At 73.0% G+C, this 17,820-nt stretch carries 18 protein-coding genes; 3 read left to right on the forward strand and 15 right to left on the reverse strand.

Annotated elements, in window-relative coordinates:
• The 5 genes from E1300_RS06125 to E1300_RS06145 form a co-directional block, all read right to left on the reverse strand.
• A partial coding sequence (locus tag E1300_RS06125; RefSeq protein ID WP_131755897.1) for an NAD(P)-binding protein occupies positions 1-494 on the reverse strand: 494 nt, incomplete at its 3' end.
• Positions 491-970 carry a flavin reductase family protein gene (locus tag E1300_RS06130; protein WP_165502700.1) on the reverse strand — a complete coding sequence of 160 codons (480 nt, stop codon included), beginning with the start codon at positions 968-970 and terminating at the stop codon, positions 491-493. The genes E1300_RS06130 and E1300_RS06125, both read right to left, overlap by 4 nt.
• A 20-nt stretch (positions 971-990) precedes the next feature.
• On the reverse strand, positions 991-2,106 hold the full coding sequence (locus E1300_RS06135) for an LLM class flavin-dependent oxidoreductase (RefSeq protein WP_131755899.1): 1,116 nt from the start codon (positions 2,104-2,106) through the stop codon (positions 991-993).
• A complete protein-coding gene (locus tag E1300_RS06140) occupies positions 2,103-3,548 on the reverse strand; it encodes a purine-cytosine permease family protein (RefSeq protein WP_131755900.1) in 1,446 nt (481 codons plus the stop codon). Before E1300_RS06140 ends, E1300_RS06135 begins: the two co-directional genes overlap by 4 nt.
• A gap of 221 nt (positions 3,549-3,769) precedes the next feature.
• Positions 3,770-4,723: a LysR substrate-binding domain-containing protein gene (locus tag E1300_RS06145; RefSeq protein WP_131755901.1), complete on the reverse strand. Its 954-nt coding sequence runs from the start codon at positions 4,721-4,723 to the stop codon at positions 3,770-3,772.
• A 110-nt stretch (positions 4,724-4,833) separates the two neighbouring features.
• Here E1300_RS06145 and E1300_RS06150 point away from each other — a divergent pair, with 110 nt between their 5' ends.
• The gene (locus E1300_RS06150) at positions 4,834-5,706 is read left to right on the forward strand and encodes a cyclase family protein (RefSeq protein ID WP_131755902.1); all 873 of its coding nucleotides are present in this window, start codon (positions 4,834-4,836) and stop codon (positions 5,704-5,706) included.
• A 2-nt stretch (positions 5,707-5,708) separates the two neighbouring features.
• Entirely contained in the window at positions 5,709-7,370 is a 1,662-nt protein-coding gene (locus tag E1300_RS06155; protein ID WP_131755903.1) for a thiamine pyrophosphate-binding protein, read from the forward strand.
• Positions 7,371-7,464: 94 nt separating this feature from the next.
• On the opposite strand, the gene E1300_RS06160 is transcribed toward E1300_RS06155, so the two are convergent.
• From E1300_RS06160 to E1300_RS06195, 8 genes are all read right to left on the reverse strand, one after another.
• Positions 7,465-8,460 (reverse strand): amidohydrolase family protein, encoded by a 996-nt coding sequence (locus tag E1300_RS06160; protein WP_131755904.1) that lies wholly within the window; start codon positions 8,458-8,460, stop codon positions 7,465-7,467.
• On the reverse strand, positions 8,457-9,032 hold the full coding sequence (locus E1300_RS06165) for a 3-hydroxyanthranilate 3,4-dioxygenase (RefSeq protein ID WP_131755905.1): 576 nt from the start codon (positions 9,030-9,032) through the stop codon (positions 8,457-8,459). Before E1300_RS06165 ends, E1300_RS06160 begins: the two co-directional genes overlap by 4 nt.
• A complete protein-coding gene (locus E1300_RS06170; RefSeq protein WP_131755906.1) occupies positions 9,029-9,475 on the reverse strand; it encodes a RidA family protein in 447 nt (148 codons plus the stop codon). Before E1300_RS06170 ends, E1300_RS06165 begins: the two co-directional genes overlap by 4 nt.
• Positions 9,472-10,215, reverse strand: coding sequence for a 2-keto-4-pentenoate hydratase (locus tag E1300_RS06175; RefSeq protein WP_131755907.1), 744 nt, complete (start codon positions 10,213-10,215; stop codon positions 9,472-9,474). Before E1300_RS06175 ends, E1300_RS06170 begins: the two co-directional genes overlap by 4 nt.
• Positions 10,212-10,997, reverse strand: coding sequence for a 2-keto-4-pentenoate hydratase (locus E1300_RS06180; protein ID WP_207399509.1), 786 nt, complete (start codon positions 10,995-10,997; stop codon positions 10,212-10,214). The genes E1300_RS06175 and E1300_RS06180 overlap by 4 nt, the downstream gene beginning before the upstream one ends.
• Positions 10,998-11,007: 10 nt before the next feature.
• Complete coding sequence (locus E1300_RS06185) at positions 11,008-12,456, reverse strand: 2-hydroxymuconic semialdehyde dehydrogenase (RefSeq protein WP_131755908.1); 1,449 nt, start codon at positions 12,454-12,456, stop codon at positions 11,008-11,010.
• A gap of 176 nt (positions 12,457-12,632) precedes the next feature.
• Complete coding sequence (locus E1300_RS06190) at positions 12,633-13,475, reverse strand: MBL fold metallo-hydrolase (protein WP_131755909.1); 843 nt, start codon at positions 13,473-13,475, stop codon at positions 12,633-12,635.
• Positions 13,472-14,794: an MFS transporter gene (locus E1300_RS06195; protein WP_131755910.1), complete on the reverse strand. Its 1,323-nt coding sequence runs from the start codon at positions 14,792-14,794 to the stop codon at positions 13,472-13,474. The genes E1300_RS06190 and E1300_RS06195 overlap by 4 nt, the downstream gene beginning before the upstream one ends.
• Before the next feature lie 195 nt (positions 14,795-14,989).
• Here E1300_RS06195 and E1300_RS06200 point away from each other — a divergent pair, with 195 nt between their 5' ends.
• Positions 14,990-15,964 carry a LysR substrate-binding domain-containing protein gene (locus E1300_RS06200; RefSeq protein ID WP_131755911.1) on the forward strand — a complete coding sequence of 325 codons (975 nt, stop codon included), beginning with the start codon at positions 14,990-14,992 and terminating at the stop codon, positions 15,962-15,964.
• Between the two features lie 88 nt (positions 15,965-16,052).
• Here E1300_RS06200 and E1300_RS51320 read toward each other — a convergent pair whose 3' ends face one another.
• Positions 16,053-17,033: a HEAT repeat domain-containing protein gene (locus E1300_RS51320; protein ID WP_207399510.1), complete on the reverse strand. Its 981-nt coding sequence runs from the start codon at positions 17,031-17,033 to the stop codon at positions 16,053-16,055.
• Between the two features lie 2 nt (positions 17,034-17,035).
• Positions 17,036-17,641 (reverse strand): M12 family metallo-peptidase, encoded by a 606-nt coding sequence (locus E1300_RS06210; RefSeq protein WP_165502701.1) that lies wholly within the window; start codon positions 17,639-17,641, stop codon positions 17,036-17,038.
• Positions 17,642-17,820 lie beyond the last annotated feature (179 nt).

Consider the following 17,820-nt stretch of genomic DNA (forward strand, 5'->3'; position numbering starts at 1 on the left):
CATCTCGGCGCCGACAACACCTCCCTGTTCCTCAAGGACGAGGCGTTCCGCGCCGCCATCACGCGCTGACCACCGCACGCCGCCGCCAGCACGCGGGCGAACCGCGCGATCATGCGGGGGTAGCGGTCCCGGTCGCCCGGATCCGCGAACGAGGCCGCCGTCGCGGCGGGGTCGCGGTGGGCGAGCGTGGTGCGGCCGTCGTCCGCGACGGACGCCGTGAGCAGGTCGCCGCTCGTCCGGTACTCCAGCCCGTGCCGCAGGAGGCGCTCCCCGAGGACCGGGTAGGCGGGGCCTCCGGTGAACTGCGGATGCCAGGACGAGAACGTGTCGTGCGTGTATCCGTCCGGGCCGGTGTGGGAGGCGATGAACCCGCCGATCCGGTCCCGGGCCTCGACCAGCGCCACCCGCCGGCCGGCCAGCCCGAGCACGGCCGCCGCGACCATCCCGTTGATCCCGGCGCCGACCACGACGGCGTCGTACTCGGTCCGGCTCATCGCGCCGCGCCCGCCTCGCCGATCATCCGGCCCCGGTGGAACAGCAGCGGGGACCCCTCGTCCACGGCGGCGCTGAGCACGTTGCCCACCAGCACGCTGTGGGTGTGGACGTCGAAGGACTCGGCCGGCTCGCACTCCAGCAGCGCCAGGGCGCCGTCCAGGACGGGGACGTCCCGCGCCGTCCGGTGCCAGCCGATCCCGTCGAACTTTCCGTTGGAGCGGGTGGCGAACCGGCGGGCGAGCGGAGCCTGGCCGGCGCGGAGCACGTTGACCGCGAAGTACGGGGCGCCGGCCAGCACCCCGCGCGTGGTGCTGGCCCGGTTCAGGCACAGCAGCACGGTCGGGGGGTCCAGGCTGAGCGTGGTGAACGCGTTGACGGTCATCCCGTGCGGGCCGAGGGCGGCGTCCTGCGCCGTGACCACGCACACGCCGGTGGCGAAGGCGGCGGCCACACGCCGCAGTTCCGCGCCGGTCACCCGCGGGAAGGCGGCGGCCGTCACCGCGCCGCCGAGCGGGCCCGGGGGCGCACGCCCATCTCCTCAAGGCGCGGCAGGACGGTCCTGGCGAAGTACGGCAGTTCCCCGGCGTAGTCGAAGAACGCCAGCGTCATCCCGGCGAACCCGGCGTCGGCGAACTCCTTGATCCGCGCGGCGACCTGGCCGGGCGTGCCGACCAGCGGGACGGAGCCGTGGCCCGCGGCGAACCGCAGCCGGTACGTGCGGAGCATCTCGGGCGTGAAGGACCGGGCGTGGGCGCCCATGAGGCGCATGATGGTGTCCACGGCGGGCCAGTCGGCGTTGTCCTCGGCGTACCAGCGCAGGAAGTCCCGGGCCTCCTTCTCCGTCTCGCGGCACACGACGTGGCCGAGGGTGAGGACGCCGATGTCGCGGTCGAACTCCGCACGCGCCCGGTCCCGCATCGAGGCGACGATCTCGGCGCCGTCCACCGGCCCGTCGACGATGGTGAACCCGTAGTCGGCGTTGCGGGCCGCGAACCCGCGGCCCTGCGGGGACGAGCCGGCGTTCAGCAGCGGCAGCCTGCCGTCCACCGGCTTCGGCAGCCCCTCGGCGCCCTTGAGGGAGTAGAACCGGCCGTCGTGGTCGAAGCGCCCGTCGACCGTCCAGATCTTCTCGACGACCTCCCACCACTCCTGCGCCTGGGCGTAGCGGTCGTCGTGCGCGGTGGGGAGGTCGGAGCCGAGCGCGTCGTACTCGGGCTTGTTCCAGCCCGCGACGATGTTGAGCCCGGCGCGGCCCGCGCCGATGTGGTCGATCGTGGCGAGCTGCTTGGCCGCGACCACGGGATGGTTGAACGCGGTGTGCACGGTCGAGACGACGGTGATCCGCTCGGTGACCGAGAGGAGGCCCGCGGCCCAGGCGACGGGGTCGAGCACGCCCTCGTGGAAGTTGGTCTCGCCGCCGTACCCGATGAACCGGGCGATCGGCAGCAGGAAGTCGATCCCGGCGGCGTCGGCGACGCGGGCCAGCCGGACGTTGTCGGCCCAGCTCGCCGACCAGCGCCCGGGGGCCTTGGTGATCGCCATGCCGCTGGAGCAGTTGGCGGAGAACAGGCCCAGCTTGAAGCCGTCGCCGCGGAGGAGGGGACGGGTCATCCGGATGCTCCTTCAGATGCGGCGGCGGGCAGCACCCGCCGCAGGGCCAGGTACAGCACCGCCGTGAGGACCAGCGCGACCAGGAAACCGAGGGAGGTGACGCCGGTCTCGGTCAGCGCGTAGGCGACGCCGGACGAGACGAGCAGCGCAACGGCCCCGGCCCAGTTGACGTTCTCGGCCCGCCCGGGGTCGGCGGGCACGCGCCGCCGGACCACGAAGAAGTCGACGATCATCAGCGTGCACAGGGAGGTGGTAAGGATGCCGAGCAGGCCGAGCCAGGTGTTGATGAGGTCGAGGATGTCGGCCTTGATGGCGAGCAGGCCGATGACGTTGCCCACGACGACCATCCAGAACCGGCCGGGGCCGCGCCCCGCGACCGCGTCGGCGAGGTTGCTCAGCGCGAGCGACCCCGAGTAGGTGTTGATCACCTGTGCCTTGGCCTGGGCGGCGTACATGACGAGGAAGCCGAGCGTCCCGGCCAGGACGATGAAGTAGGCGCCGGCGTTGCTGTGCGCCATGAACGCCAGCTTCTCCGCCGTGGTCGCGCCGGCCTGCGTGGCGGCCACGCCCGCGTGGGCCGGGTCGTTGAGGTAGTCGGTGACCACGGCGTCGCCCGCCTGGAAGATCAGCGTGCCGACGACCACCACGACGATGTTGACCACGATGGAGCCGACGACGGACATGATGCCGACGTCACGGGACGTGCGGGCGAAGCGGCCGAAGTCGGCGCCGGTCAGCGCGAGGGCTCCGGCGATGCCCGCGATCGCGCTCAGCGCCGCGGTGACGTCCCCCGGGGACAGCCGCTCGGGGCTGTACGCCCAGATGTCGCCGAGGCCGACGTCGGACTTGCTCACCGCCATGGCGGTGACCGCGAGGACGAGGACGGCCGCCAGCACCGTCAGGACGGCGGACGTGCGCTGCACCAGCTTCAGCCCGAACGTCGTCAGCACGATCCAGGCCACGGTGAGGACGCCGTAGATCGCGATGGCGTTGGCGTCCGTCGGCGACCACCCGAACATGAACAGGGTGCCGTAGTACAGCAGCGCGTTCTCCAGCGCGAGGAAGCCGAGCACCATGAACGCGAAGATCAGCGACGCGAGCGCGGAGCCGCGGACGCCGAGCCCGTAGGACCGGCTGGTCACGGTGGACGACGTTCCCGCGACCTGGCAGACGTGCCCGACGGCCCAGCCGAGCAGCGAGCCGAACACCGCCGCGACGATGCCGACGGCGATGCCCCAGCGGGTGCCGGCGGTCTGGCTGACGCCGCCGCCGATGCCGAGGACGACCAGGGTCGTGCCGGCGCCGCAGGTGTTGAAGGCCAGGGCCCAGCCGCCGCGGCGCTCCTGCTCGGGGACCGGGACGAGGGCGTGGTCCTCGATGACGGACCGGAGATCGGATGGTCGGGATGCGGGCGAGGATTCCTGCGGCAACGATTCCTGCATGGACGTCTCCTGTCCTGCCGAGTGCGTGACGGCGCATACGACAGCCCGTACCGCGCCCGGCGGGACGGACGTCCGTGCCGGGGAGGGAGACGGGTGGGCGGTGGCGGGCTGTGGTGCAGGTCATGCTGGCAGCGGCGGTAGCGTCCGACCAATGCCTATCAACGTCGCGCTATGCCCGTGAGGGCATAGCAGTGATCACAGGCCTCGGCGTCGAAGCGCGCTCAGGAGCCCCTCATCTCGGCGGTGATCGACTCGGCCACCCGCCGGAGGTGGCCGACGATCGCGCGGGCGCCGTCGCTCAGCTCCTGGTCGGCCCGCCAGGTGACGCCGATGGTCTGCGGCACCGTGCCCAGCTCGATCGCCAGCACGTCCAGCCGCTCGTCACCGGCGGCGATCAGCGAGGGCAGCGGCGCCACGGCGTCGGTCGCGGTGAGGATGGCCCGGATGGTGAGGATCGTGACGCACTCGATGACGTTCTCCGGCGGTTCGAGGCCGCGCTCGGCGAACAGATCGTCGAGCTCGTCGCGCAGCAGCGCCGGCCGGTTCGGCAGGATCCACGGGTAGCCGCCGAGCGCCGCCAGCGTCGGCGCCGGGTCGTCCAGCGCAGGGTGGCCGCGCCGCACGACGATCCGGACGGGCTCCTCGTACAGCCGCATCCGGCGCAGGCCGGCGTCGTCCCGCTCGGGGGCCAGCCGCCCCACCAGCAGGTCGACCTCGTGCCTGCGGAGCAGCTTGACCAGCTCGTCGGGCACCCCCTCCGTCACCGAGACCACGGTTCTCGGGCGTTCGGACTTGAGCGCCACCACGGCCCGCGGCAGCAGCGTGTACGCCCCGGCCAGGTTGGTGCCGACCCGCACGGGACGGTCGCCCGCGCGCCGGATCTGCTCGATGTTCTCGCCGACCTCGCGCAGGTTGCCGAGGATCATCCGGGCGTGCTCGACGAGCAGTTCCCCGTACACCGTCGGCGTCACCCCGCGGGGCCCGCGCTCGAACAGGCGCACGCCGAGCACCTCCTCGGCCTCCTTCAGCCCGCGGGTGATCACCGGCTGGGTGATGTGCAGGGCCTGCGCGGCCCCGACCAGCGACCCCTGCTCGGCGATGGCGCCGACCAGCGTCAGGTGGCGGAGCTTGAAGCGTCCGTCGAGCAGCCAGTCGATCTTCCTCGGCACGGCCATGCGACGCCTCCCGCTTTCCGAGCCACGGCTCCACGCTATGCCCGTATGAACATAACAGCATGTGAAAGGGCAATGGTGCTCCGGTGTTCCGAACCCACAGGATGAGCCTCATGCCCGTCTTCCCGCGCCCTCCCCTACCGGACGCCGTCCAGGCGGCGTTCGCCGAGGGGACGCACGTCATCGACCTCACCGCGCCGCTGTCCGCGCGAACCCCGGTCCTGCCGCTCCCCGAGGGCATGGCGCCGATCCCGCCGTTCCGCCTGGAGCAGGTCGCGCACTACGACACGCCGGGCGAGCCCGCCCTCCAGAACGGCATCCACACGGGCGAGCACGTGGGCACCCACTTCGACGCGCCCTGCCACTGGGCCAGCGGACGCCGCCTGGAGGACGTCGGGAGCGTCCCGGTGTCGCGGCTCGTCGGCCCCGCCGCCGTCATCGACCACAGCGCGCGATGCGCCGAGGACCCCGACCACCTGCTGCGGATCGAGGACGTCCTGGCCTGGCAGGACGAGCACGGGCCGCTCCCCGGCGGCGGCTGGCTGCTGTACCGCACCGGCTGGGACGCCCGCTCCCACGACCAGGACCTCTTCCTCAACGCCGGGGAGGACGGCCCGCACACGCCGGGCATATCCCCCGAGTGCGCCCGCTGGCTGGCCGAGGAGGCCCCGGTCGTGGGGCTCGGGGTCGAGACGGTCGGCATCGACGCGGGCCAGGCGTTCCGCTTCGACCCGCCCTTCCCCGCCCACGAGCACCTGCTCGGCGCGGGCAAGTACGGCCTCACCCAGCTCCAGAATCTCGCCTCGCTCCCGCCGCTGGGCGCGGTGCTCGTCGTCGCCCCGCTCCGCATCGTCGGCGGGTCCGGCAGCCCGGCACGCGTCATGGCGCTGACCGGCGCGCAGCGCGCCGACGGCACCGGCGGCACCGGCGACGCGAATCCCTCGAACGACGCGAACCCCTCGAACGACACGGACGGAGACGACTGACGATGCTGGTACGCGAGGCGATCGGCCGCACCCTCCACGACCTCGGCGTCCGGGCGGCGTTCGGTGTGGTGGGTAGCGGCAACTTCCACTTCACCAACGCGCTGGCCGAGGCCGGTGCCACGTTCACCGCCGCCCGGCACGAGGGCGGGGCGGCGGTCATGGCGGACGCCTACGCCCGGATGAGCGACGAGGTCGCCGTGCTCAGCCTCCACCAGGGATGCGGGTACACCAACGCCCTCACCGGCGTCACCGAGGCCGCCAAGAGCCGCACCCCGCTGCTGGTCGTCACCGCGGAGGCCACCGAGCCGTCGTCGAACTTCCACGTCGACCAGCGCGGCATCGCCGAGGGCGTCGGCGCGGTCGCGGCCGCGGTACGGTCCCCGCGGACCGCCGTGGACGACGTCACCCGCGCCTACGAGGTCTGCGCCCGGGAACGGCGGACCGTGGTCCTGAACGTGCCGATCGACGTCCAGGACGAGCCGCTTCCCGAGGGAGCACGCGCCGGGCACCGTCCCGCCGTCGGGAACCCGCGTCCGGCCGCCGCCGATGTCGAGGCGTTCGCCGAGCTGCTGCGGCGGGCCGAGCGCCCGGTCTTCGTCGCGGGCCGCGGCGCCCGCTCCGCCGGTGCCGGGGAGGCGATCGCCGCGCTCGCCGAGCGGACCGGGGCCCTGCTCGCCACCTCCGCCGTCGCGCGCGGCCTGTTCAACGGCAGCCCCTGGAGCGTCGACGTGTCGGGCGGCTTCGCCACCCCGCTCGCCGCCGAGCTCATCTCCGGCGCCGACCTGATCGTCGGCTGGGGCTGCGCCCTCAACATGTGGACCATGCGGCACGGGCGCCTGATCTCCGCGGACGCCGCCGTCGTCCAGGTGGACCTGGAACGCGCGGCGATCGGCCGCCACCGTCCCGTCGACCTCGGCCTGTGGGGCGGCGTGGCCGAGACCGCGCGCGACACCCTGGCCCTGCTCGGCGGCTCCGCCGAGCAGGACCCCGGCGCCGCGACCGGCTACCGCGGCCCGGAGATCGCGGCCCGGATCGCCGCCGAGGGCTCCTGGAAGCAGGTCCCCTACCGGGACGCGACCGGTGGCGGACGCATCGACCCCCGCACGCTCACCATCGAGCTCGACCGCCTGCTCCCCCGCGAGCGGATCGTCTCGGTCGACTCGGGCAACTTCCTCGGCTACCCGAGCATGTTCCTCGACGTCCCGGACCACCGCGGCTTCTGCTTCACCCAGGCGTTCCAGTCGGTGGGGCTCGGCCTGGCCACCGCGATCGGCGCCGCGCTCGCCCGCCCGGACCGGCTGCCGGTCGCGGCCTGCGGCGACGGCGGTTTCCTGATGGGCATCTCCGAGCTGGAGACCGTCGTCCGGCTCGGCATCCCCATGCTGGTGGTCGTCTACAACGACGCCATGTACGGCGCCGAGGTCCACCACTTCAGCGGCGGAGACAGGGAGCGCCCCGACCTGTCCGCCGTCACCTTCCCCCGCACGGACATCGCCGCCATCGCCCGCGGTCACGGCTGCGAGGCCCTGACGGTCACGCAGCCGGGCGACCTGGCGGAACTCAAGGAGTGGATCCAGGGCCCGAAGCACCGCCCCATGGTCATCGACGCCAGGATCACGTCCGACGAGGGCTCCTGGTGGCTCCAGGAGGCGTTCGGCCACTGAAACCGTCAACGGGGAGGCCGCTACCACGCGGGACCCCGAACGAACCGGGCCGCTTCCCTGGTGGGAGGCGGCCCGGTTCGCTGTGGATCCGGTGTCAGGCCAGTCCGAAGAAGCGGCGAGCGTTGCCGCCGAGGATCGCGGCGCGGGCGTCGTCGCCCAGGGCGTCGCACGCGCGGACGGTCGCGCCGGGTTCCAGCTCGCCCAAAGGGAACGGGTAGTCGGTGCCGAGCATGACCCGCTCGGCGCCCATGACCTCGACCAGCAGGCGCAGGGCGCGCGGGTCGAAGACGGCCGAGTCGACGTGGAACCGGTCGGTGTAGGCCGACGGCGGGCGCGGCGAGTCCGCGCGGACGATGTCGCGGTTGTGCCAGGCGTTGTCGGCCCGTCCGAGCAGGTAGGCGAAGCTGCCGCCGCCGTGGCAGAAGCACAGCCGCAGCGACGCGGGGATGCGCTCGAACGCGCCCGACAGGATCAGCGACAGGATCGAGAGCTGCGTCTCGGCGCCCATGCCGACGAGCCAGGGCAGCATGTAGCGGCCGGCCATGCGGTCCTCGCCGAGCATGTCCCACGGGTGCATGAGGACCGGCATGCCCTCGCGGGCGCAGTGCGCGAGGAACTCGGTGAACTCCGCGTCGTCGGGGTAGCGCGCGCCGACGTGGTTGCCGATGTGCACGCCCTTGTGCCCGGCGGCGGCCGCCTTCCCGACGGTCTCGCAGGCCAGCCCGACGTCCTGCAGCGGGACCTGGCACAGCGGCAGCAGCCGTCCGGGCGCCTGCGCGCAGTGGTCGAGGATCCGCCGGTTGACCAGCTCGCACCAGTCGGCCGCGCGTGCGGGCTCGGCGTCGTAGCCGAACAGCAGCGGGGTCGAGGAGACCGCCTGGACGTCCACGCCGGCGGCGTCCATGGCCGCGACGCGGGCCTCCGGGTCCCACAGCCCCGCGTCGACCGGACGGTACTCGGCGTCCCCGCTCATCATCATGCCGGTGCCGTCGCCGTTCTCGCGCAGCCACGGCTCGTCCGCGCCGAGCACGCGCGCCTCGGCCCGCGAGATGCGCGGGAACACGTGGGCGTGCACGTCGATGACCGTCACGCGCGGACCTCGGTCCTGGGCCGCATCTCCGCCGGCCACAGCCTGCCCGGGTGGACGGCGCCGCAGTTGCCGCAGGTGCGGTCACCGTCGTAGAAGCCCTCGAACGCGGGCGGCAGGTCGTCGACGATCGAGCGCACCTGCAACTGGACGCGGCGGACGAGGTGGTGGCAGTTCGTGCAGTACCACTCGAACGCCTCCTCCGTGCCCTCAGGCCGGGCGGTCTCCACGACGAGCCCGATGCTGCCCTCCTCGGGCCGCTGCGGGGAGTGCCGGACGTGCGGCGGCAGCAGGAACACGTCCCCCTCGTTGATCTGCACGTCGACCGGCGGCCTGCCCTCCTCCTCCATGACGCGCAGCACCAAGTTGCCCTTGAGCTGGTAGAAGTACTCCTCGGCCGGGTCGTCGTGGAAGTCGGTGCGCTGGTTCGGGCCGCCGATCACCATCACGACCAGGTCGGAGCCCTCCCAGACCTGGGCGTTGCCGACCGGGGGCCTGAGCAGGTGGCGGTGCTCGTCGATCCACCGCTCGAAGTTGAACGGCTGCCCGAAGGACAGTTTCGGCAGGGCGGTCATGCTCCGGGCTCCTTCGCGGGGAGGTACGCCGTGCAGGCGATCTCGATCAGCAGGTGCGGGTGCGGCAGCTGGTGGACGGCCACGGTCGTGCGGGCCGGCCCGGTCTCGTCGAAGTACTCGGCGTAGACCTCGTTGTAGCCGCCGAAGTCGTTCATGTTGACCAGGTAGGCCGTGATGGCGACCAGGTCGGGCAGGTCTCCCCCGGCCGCCTTCAGCAGGTCGCGGACGTTCTCGATGACGGCGCGGGTCTGCGCGCGGATGTCGAGGTCGGTGACGCCCATCGCGTCGGCGGTCGCGCCCGCGAAGGTGCCGTCGGGGCGGCGGGAGCTGGTGCCGGACACGAAGACCAGGTCGCCCGCCCGCCTGAGGTGCGGGAACCGGCCGCGGGGCCGGGCCTTGCCCTCGACCAGCAGCGCGTCCCCGTTCCCGTCGCGGGCGGTCATGTGGTCACCTCGACCGAGCCGAGGCCGGACGCGGTGACCCGCACATGCGCGCCCGCGGGCAGCGGGACGGCCGCGGTGGCCGCGCCCGCGAGCACGACGTGGCCCGGTTCCAGCGCGATGCCCGCCTGCCCGCAGAGCCGGGCGGCGGCGCGCAGCGAGCGCATCGGGTCGCCGAGGATCGCCGCCGACGACCCGGTCTGGACGGCCCGTCCGTCGATCTCCATCAGCATCCCGACGTTGGACACGTCGCGCGGCTGGTGCCAGGCGCCGACGCCGTACCCGGCGGCGGACGCGTTGTCGGCGATCACGTCGGGCAGCGTGAACGCGAAGTCCTCGTAGCGGGAGTCGAGCACCTCGAAGCCGACCGCGACGCCGGCGACGGCGGCGTCCACGTCGGCGGGCGAGCGGACCGGGCGGCCGATCAGGTACGCGATCTCCGGCTCGATGCGGGGGTGGATCAGCCGGCCGGTGTCGATGCGCGACTCGACCAGCATCGCGTCGGTCAGCAGCCCCCAGATGACGTCGTGGACGCCCATCTGGATCATCTTGGCCCTGCTGGTGAAGCCCATCTTCACCCCGGCGAGCCGCTCGCCGCGGGCGAGCCGCCGGTCGATCACCGTGCGCTGCACCGTGTAGGCGTCCGCCACGTCCAGGTCGGCGGCGCCGGTCAGCTTCGGGATCGCCCGGACGTCCCGCGCCGCGGTTTCGAGGCGGTCGGCCAGTGCCTCGGCGTCGCTCATGAGTCCTCCTTCGCGAAGGCGACGCGGACGTCGCCGAGCCCCTCGATGCGGGCCTCCAGCACGTCGCCGGGGACGGCCGCGACCATCGGGCCGAGCGCGCCGGTCAGGACCGTGTCGCCGGCGCGCAGCGGTTCGCCGGCCCGCGCGAGCGTCCCGGCGAGCCAGAGCGCCGCGTTCAGCGGATGGCCGAGGCAGGCGGCGCCGGTGCCGGTCGAGACCTGCTCGCCGCGGCGCTCCAGCACCATGCCGCACAGCCGCAGGTCCACCCGGTCCAGCGGGACGGGCCGGTTGCCCAGCACGTACATTCCGGACGAGGCGTTGTCGGCGACGGTGTCGGCGAGGGCGACGTCCCAGTCGCGGACGCGGCTGCCCGCGACTTCGATGGCGGGCAGCGCGAACGCGGTCGCGCGGATGAGGTCGGCGGCGGTGGTGCGCTCGTGCGGGAGGTCGCGCTCCAGGACGAGCGCCACCTCGGCCTGGGCGTGCCCCTGGAGCACGGAGCCGGCGGGGATCTCGGCGCCGTCCGGGACGGCCGTGTCGGCCCACAGCGTCCCGAAGCCGGGGCTGTCCGCGCCGAGCTGCCGCTGCACGGCCGGCGAGGTCAGGCCGGTCTTGCGGCCGACCGGACGGCGGCCCTCGGCCAGCCAGCGCTCGGTGAGGCGCCGCTGTACGGTGTACGCGTCGTCCGGGCCGATCAGGTCGCGGACGGGCGCGCAGGGGACGCCGGTCGCGTGCGCCTCCAGGAGGCGGTCCGCCGCGGCGGCGATGGATGTCTCTGTCACGGGTTCGCTCTCAGATCTGGACGCACACGTTGACGGGCTCGGAGAAGAAGTCCAGGGAGTACTCCCCGCCCTCGCGTCCGATGCCGGATGCCTTGACGCCGCCGAACGGGGTGCGGAGGTCGCGCAGGTTCCAGCAGTTGACCCAGACGATGCCGGTCTCGACGCGCGGCGCGACCCGGTGCGCCCGGGACAGGTCGCGGGTCCACACCGTCGCGGCCAGCCCGTAGGGACTGTCGTTGGCCAGCCGCAGCGCCTCGTCCTCGGTGTCGAACGGGGCGACGTGGCAGACCGGCCCGAAGATCTCTTCGCGGACGGTCCGGGCGGCCTCGGGCAGCCCGGTCAGCACGGTCGGCTCCACGTGGAAGCCGCCGTCGCGGCGGTCGCCGAACTCCGGGGCGCCGCCGCCCGCGACCACCGTGGCGCCCTCCTCGCGGGCGAGCCGGTAGTAGGACAGGACCTTGTCGCGGTGCTCCGCCGAGATCATCGGGCCGTAGCCGTCCAGGGCGCGGGCCCGTGCTCCCAGCGCCTCGACGAACTCGTCGAAGATCGGCCGCTGCACGTAGACGCGCTCGGTGCACAGGCAGATCTGCCCGGAATGGGTGAACGTGGAGCGGACCGTGCCCTCGACGGCCGCGTCCAGGTCCGCGTCGGCGAACACCACCGCCGGGTTCTTGCCGCCGAGCTCGAACGACACCGGCGTGACATGATCGGCGGCGTTGCGCATGATCGCCGCACCGGTCGCCGACTCGCCGGTGAACGCGATCGCGTCCACACCCGGATGCCCCGTGAGGAACTCCCCGGCCGCGCCCGCGCCGTGCCCGTGCACGAGGTTGAACGCGCCGGCGGGCAGCCCGGCCTCGTCGATCACGGAGGCGAGCAGCGTGGCGGTGGACGGCGTCTCCTCCGACGGCTTGGCGACCACGGCGTTCCCGGCGGCGAGCGCGGGGGCGACCTTCCAGGTCAGGAGCAGCAGCGGGAGGTTCCACGGCGAGATGACCGCGACGACGCCGAGCGGGCGGCGGACGGTGTAGTTGAGCGCCTGCCCGCCCGCCCCGGCGCTCCAGCCGGGGATCTGCGTGGTGTACGCCCGCTCGGGGCGCCCGTAGAGGAGATCGGCGTAGGCGCGGAAGTTGCCGATCGCGCGCGGGACGTCGATGGTCGCCGCCAGCTCGCGGGGCTTGCCGGTGTCGAGGGCCTCCGCGTCCACGAACTCGTCGAACCGGGCCTCGATCCCGTCGGCGATCCGGCGGAGCGCGGCGGCCCGCTCGGTGTCGCCGGCCGCGCCCCAGCCGCCTTCCAGGGCTCCGCGCGCCGCCCGGACGGCCGCGTCGACCGTCTCCCGGGCGGCCTCGGGGACCTGTCCGCGTTCGGTCCCGTCGGTCGGGTCGATCAGCGGGAACGAGGTCCCGCCGGGCTCGCCGGCGAGGAAGGCCCCGCCGACGTAGTGGGCCGGCTTCATGAAGGTGTCACCGCTCCTCTTCTGGTCCCGGCGGAGCCGGGCTCGCGGGGTGTGAGACCGCCCCTCGGAAGCACCGGTCCGGACGCTTCCGCGCAGGTCGTGCCGTTCATCATCGTCACCGCGCGTTATAACTGTCCAATACCTATGGCACTGGCACCTATGCGCCGTCGGCTATATCAGCGCGGAAGCGGCTGGAAGCGGAACCGGCCGTTCGCGGCCTCGACGCGTCCCCAGCCGAAGTGCGCCGGCATGAGGACCGCGCCGTGCCGCGCCGTCCAGTCCAGGAGCGTGTGCCTGGCCTTGGCGGACGCCGCGCGGTCCACGCAGAAGCGCGAGCAGGTCATTGGATGGGCGAACTGGTGCGGGTGGTGGATCAGGTCGCCCGAGAGCACGGCGGTCTCCCGGCTCCCCCGGACGATCACCGCCGCGGAGCCGGGCGTGTGGCCCGGCACGGCGCGGACCTCGATCCGGTCGCCGAGGCGGGAGCCGTCCTCGGCCGCCTCCAGGCGCCCCCGCTCGATCAATGGCACGACGCTGTCGGCATAGGACCCGTACATGAAGCCGTGGTCGCGGGCGTACTCCCCGCGCCCCCAGTCCAGCTCGTCCGCCAGGGCCAGGTATGTCGCCTCGGGGAAGGTGGGCACCCAGGCGTCCCCGCCCCAGCTGGTGTTCCAGCCGACGTGGTCAGCGTGCAGGTGGGTGAGGAAGACGGTGCCGACGTCGGCGAGGGCGCGGCCGGTCCGCTCCAGCGCGGCGGGCAGCGCGCCGTCCGACCGCCGGTTCCAGCCGGGGCGGGACCGGGCCTTGCCGTCCCCCACTCCCGTGTCGACCAGCACGGTGCCGGTACCGGTGGTGATCAGGTAGCCGCCGAACGTCAGGTCGAGGTCGGCGCCGGGTCCTCGGTCGTCGCCCTCGGGGACCAGCAGGTCGTCCGGGGCGAAGTCCATGCTCGGGATGTCCGCCAGCCAGGTGACCGCGATCCCGCCGAGGTCCAGGCTCGGCGGCGGCGCCGCGCTCACCGGGCCGCTCCGTCGGCGACCGCGGCGTCCGCCGTCGCGGCGGCGCCGTCCCCGGCCCGGCGCGCCGCGGTCTCCCGCAGCGCCGCCAGGCAGACGAACGACACCCCGCACACCAGGACGATGTACCCGGCGATCGGGAGTCCCGAGTCGGTGCGGAGCAGCAGCGAGGTGGCGACGATCGGCGCCATCCCCGCCCCGAAGACGTTGGAGATCGCGTAGGAGATGTTGACCGCCGAGTACCGCACGCCGGCCGGGAACAGCTCGGCCAGCAGCGTCGCCAGCGTCCCGTACGCGGCACTGAACGGCACCGAGACCAGCAGGTAGCCGATCAGCATCGGGACGAACGAGCCGGTGTCGACCAGCAGCAGCCACGGGAACGCGGTCAGCGCCATGCCCAGCACGCCGCCGGCGAAGACCGGCTTGCGGCCGACCCGGTCCGACAGCGCGCCGAACCAGAGCAGGCAGGGCAGCACCACGGCCATCGAGAGCAGCGTCAGGCCCAGCATCGTCCCGCGGCTCACCTCGACGTGGTCGGTGCCGTAGCTGAGGCCGAAGACCATGGTGGCGTAGAACATCGTGCCGGGCGCCAGCCCCGCGGCGGCGCAGAGCAGGATCGGTGCCCACGACCGCTTGACGGCCTCGACCGCCGGCCGCCGTGCCGCGCCGCGCTCCGCCACCTCGCGGAACTCCGGGCTCTCGTCGACCCGGAGCCGGATGAAGAAGCCGACCGCGACCAGCAGCGCGCTCAGCAGGAACGGCACCCGCCAGCCCCAGCTCTCCAGGGCGCCGTCGGGGAGGAGCTGGATGAGCAGGAACACGAGGTTGGAGAGGGCGAGCCCTACCGGGACCCCGACCTGGACCCAGCTTCCGAAGAAGCCGCGGCGGGCGGGGCTCGAATGCTCGACCGCCATGAGGACGGCGCCGCCGTACTCCCCGCCGAGCGCGATGCCCTGCACGAAGCGGACGGTCACCAGCAGGATCGGCGCCCAGACGCCGACCTGCGCGTACGTCGGCAGGAGGCCGATGACGAAGGTGCAGGCGCCCATCAGGGACAGCGTGACCACGAGCACGGACTTGCGTCCCGCCCGATCGCCGAGGTGCCCGAACAGCACGCCGCCGATCGGCCGCGCGACGAACCCGACCACGAAGGTGGAGAACGACAGCAGCGTGCCGACCATGGGGGCGAAGTCGGGGAAGAACTGCTTGCCGAAGACCAGCGCCGCGGCGGTGCTGTAGATGAAGAAGTCGTACCACTCGATGGCGGTGCCGACGAAACTGGCCGCGACCGCGCGGTTCCGTGGTCTGGTGTCGGTGCCCACGTGCGTCCTCCCACTCGAACAGCCCCGGCGCTGTGTGTCGGAACGCTAAGTGACATGCGGCATATCGCACTAATATCGTTTGCCCGGGCCGGTATGCGCGCACGGATATAGCGGGCCGGGACGCTCTTCTCCATGCATAACCAAGTCGTGATGTCACCGCCTTAGCCCATGGCCATACCGTGATATCAAGGGGTCATGCGCGCGATCGACCTGCTCAACGGACGCCTCAAGCTGCGGCACCTGGTCCTGGTGGTGGCGATCGCCGACCAGGGCAGCGTCCTGCGGGCCGCCGAGCACCTGCGGCTCGCCCAGCCCGCGGTCACCCGGAGCCTCCGCGAGGTGGAGGGCATCCTGGACGTGGAGCTGTTCACCCGCGGGCCGCGCGGGATGACCCCGACACTGTTCGGCGAGGCGTTCGTCGAGCACGCCCGGGCGGTGCTGGCGGAACTGCGCCGCGCCGGCGAGCGGATCACCGGGCTGGCCGACGGCGCCGTCGGCACCGTCACCATCGGCACCGTGCTCGCCGGCTCGAACGTCCTGCTGCCGCGCGCGATCGCGGCGCTCAAGCGGGACCGGCCCGGCATCACCGTGATCGTCCAGGAGGCCACCTTCGACACACTGGTCCCGCGGCTGATGGACGGCGAGGTCGACCTGGTGCTGAGCCGGCTCAACCCGATCGACGACACCCCCGGGCTCCGCCAGGTCGACCTCTACAGCGAGCCCGTGCGGCTGGTCGCGCGGGAGGGGCACCCGGCGCGCGGCCGGCCGGACCTGAGCCTCGCCGACCTGCTGGACTACCCGTGGGTGCTCCCGCTCCAGCGCACGGCGCTGCGGCAGGAGCTGGAGGAGGTGTTCCACGGCCAGGGTCTGCCGCTCCCCGCCGACCTGGTCGAGTGCACCTCGAACCTGACCGTGCGGAGCCTCGTCCACGACACCGACACGATCGCCGCGCTGCCCGAGCTCGTGGCCCGCGCCGGAGGCGGCATCGAGCCGCTGCCCGTGCCGCTGGCCCAGGTGCGGCGCCGGGTCGGCGTGACGATGCCGGCGCGCCGCCCGCCGACGCCCTCGGCCCGGCTGATGCTCGGCCACCTGCGCGAGCAGGCGGCCGAGCTCTCGGCGCGCCTCTCCCCCACCGAGGGCGGGCCGTCAGGAAACGGTCCTCCAGCCTGAGCTCACTGTCGCGCGGAAGCGCCACTTGGCTCGGGTGTTCGAGTGTGTGGTGCGATGGGCTCTAGCCGCCCGCCGATCCCCCTCTCGGTCAGTCCTGCGTCGGGGCCCGGGCTGGGGAAGCGGGCGGGTTTCTGCGCCGACCGGACGGCGGCGAGCCCTGGGCGCTCCTCGGTACCAGGGAGCCGTCCGCGGCGATGTACTCCGCTGTGAATTCGAGAGCCATGACTCCCGGCGCGTCCAGCGCCTGGAGCCTGATGTCGGCGTTGACGTCGGTCTGGGCCAGCAGACCGAAATGGACGAGCCTGCCCGTCGGGCGCACTCCGAACATGGCCGCACCTCCGTCCTTGCGCGGGTGGGCGACGATGTACTCGTACACCTGCCACCCGTCAGGGCACGTCGACTCCTTCAGCACCACCGCGGTCACCAGGTCCCGCTCGGTGAGTCCCCGGGGGGCGCGCGCGGCGTCCCCGGAGACCAGGATCCAGAGGTGCTCGTTGCGGCAGCGGAACCGCACGGAGCCTGTCTCGGCCACGGGGATCGCCGGGAGTTCGCGCCGCAGCGCCGCGTCGGCCGGCCGGTCCGCCGGCGGCTCGAACCGGAAGGTGATCGCTCTGCGCGGGTCGAGGTCGAGCAGCGCCGCGGCCTCCGGCTCGGCCAGCCGCCGCGAACCGAGGCCCAGGCGGTAGGAGATGAGCGTCTGGGCGAAGTCGACGCCGCGCCCGGTGGTGCGTGTGAGCGCGCCGAACGCCTCAGGTCCTCCGATGCGGCCCAGGCCTCTGGCCGCCGCGGCCACCACCGCGGGATCGTCCGCGGCGAGGGCGGTGATCAGCGCACGCTCGTTCTCCGGCGTCGCCTCCTTGCCGAGGGCGACGGCGGCCGTCGTCCGGAGCCCGGACGGTGCCGTCCGGTCGGCGACGATCCGTCCCAGGAACGGCCGGACGCGGGACGACTCGCGCCGCAGCAACTCCTTCAGCGCCTCGCCCCGCTCCTGCGGGTCCCCTCGATCGACCTGGTCCACCAGCGTGTCCTCGTCGAGCTCGGGGCGGGTCTCCACGTCGCTGAGGCTCATCGTCAACACCCGCTCTGGACCGCGCAGTGCGCGGGCGCGGTCAAGATGGTGGACCCTTGGGACGCGGTCAGCAGGACGGCCGTCCGGATGCCGCCGCCGCAACTGGTCGCGCACCGGGTCTGGGCCATGAGGTTGTTGCACCCCGCCGTCGTGCCCGGGCAGTTCGCACCGCCGTGATTGTGGCTCAGGCCGAGGTGGTGGCCGAGCTCGTGGGCGAAGGTACGGGCGAATCCCTCGGCGGCTCGGCCGATCTCACCGGCGCACAGCCCGTCGTCCTTGGCGTCCTTGTCGCACTCGCCCGGTATGGCGGAGGCCCTGCCGACGAAGTCGGTGTCGCTGATGTTGCGGACCACGAAAGCGTCCACGCCGTCGTTCTGCACCGACCAGTCGGCGATGAGGTCGTCGCACTCCCCCTCGCTGCCGAGGTCGTCGGCTCCGTTGGCCTCGGCCGCCGTGATGAACCAGTGCAGGACCCGGCCGACTCCCAGGTTGATCTGCTGGTAGATCGTGCGGGTCCGGAAGATCGCGTAATCGAGCTTCTCGAACGCGGCGTCGAGCGCGGTGGAGCCGCCGGAGATCGCGTCGAATCCGACGCGGATGACGTTCACATGAATATGCTGGCCCTGGCATGCTCGAATCTGCCCGAGTACGGAGACCTGTGCCGTGGCCGTGCTCACCGGATCGGTCGGAACCCGCTTCCGGATGAACCCGAAGAAGTCGCCCAGCACGGAAACGCTGCCGCCGGTATCGATGCCAAGACACTGCATGGTGGCCTTAACGCTGGCCA

The sequence above is a fragment of the Actinomadura fibrosa genome, assembly GCF_900659615.1.
In the GTDB taxonomy this organism is placed as follows: domain Bacteria; phylum Actinomycetota; class Actinomycetes; order Streptosporangiales; family Streptosporangiaceae; genus Spirillospora; species Spirillospora fibrosa.

What these genes read in the sequence shown, in the direction of transcription:
- E1300_RS06135 (WP_131755899.1), bottom strand. Translation starts at nt 2,106, where the DNA reads ATGACCCGTCCCCTCCTCCGCGGCGACGGCTTCAAGCTGGGCCTGTTC.
- E1300_RS06140 (WP_131755900.1), bottom strand. Translation starts at nt 3,548, where the DNA reads ATGCAGGAATCGTTGCCGCAGGAATCCTCGCCCGCATCCCGACCATCC.
- E1300_RS06145 (WP_131755901.1), bottom strand. Translation starts at nt 4,723, where the DNA reads ATGGCCGTGCCGAGGAAGATCGACTGGCTGCTCGACGGACGCTTCAAG.
- E1300_RS06150 (WP_131755902.1), top strand. Translation starts at nt 4,834, where the DNA reads ATGCCCGTCTTCCCGCGCCCTCCCCTACCGGACGCCGTCCAGGCGGCG.
- E1300_RS06155 (WP_131755903.1), top strand. Translation starts at nt 5,709, where the DNA reads ATGCTGGTACGCGAGGCGATCGGCCGCACCCTCCACGACCTCGGCGTC.
- E1300_RS06165 (WP_131755905.1), bottom strand. Translation starts at nt 9,032, where the DNA reads ATGACCGCCCTGCCGAAACTGTCCTTCGGGCAGCCGTTCAACTTCGAG.
- E1300_RS06170 (WP_131755906.1), bottom strand. Translation starts at nt 9,475, where the DNA reads ATGACCGCCCGCGACGGGAACGGGGACGCGCTGCTGGTCGAGGGCAAG.
- E1300_RS06175 (WP_131755907.1), bottom strand. Translation starts at nt 10,215, where the DNA reads ATGAGCGACGCCGAGGCACTGGCCGACCGCCTCGAAACCGCGGCGCGG.
- E1300_RS06185 (WP_131755908.1), bottom strand. Translation starts at nt 12,456, where the DNA reads ATGAAGCCGGCCCACTACGTCGGCGGGGCCTTCCTCGCCGGCGAGCCC.
- E1300_RS06200 (WP_131755911.1), top strand. Translation starts at nt 14,990, where the DNA reads ATGCGCGCGATCGACCTGCTCAACGGACGCCTCAAGCTGCGGCACCTG.
- E1300_RS51320 (WP_207399510.1), bottom strand. Translation starts at nt 17,033, where the DNA reads ATGAGCCTCAGCGACGTGGAGACCCGCCCCGAGCTCGACGAGGACACG.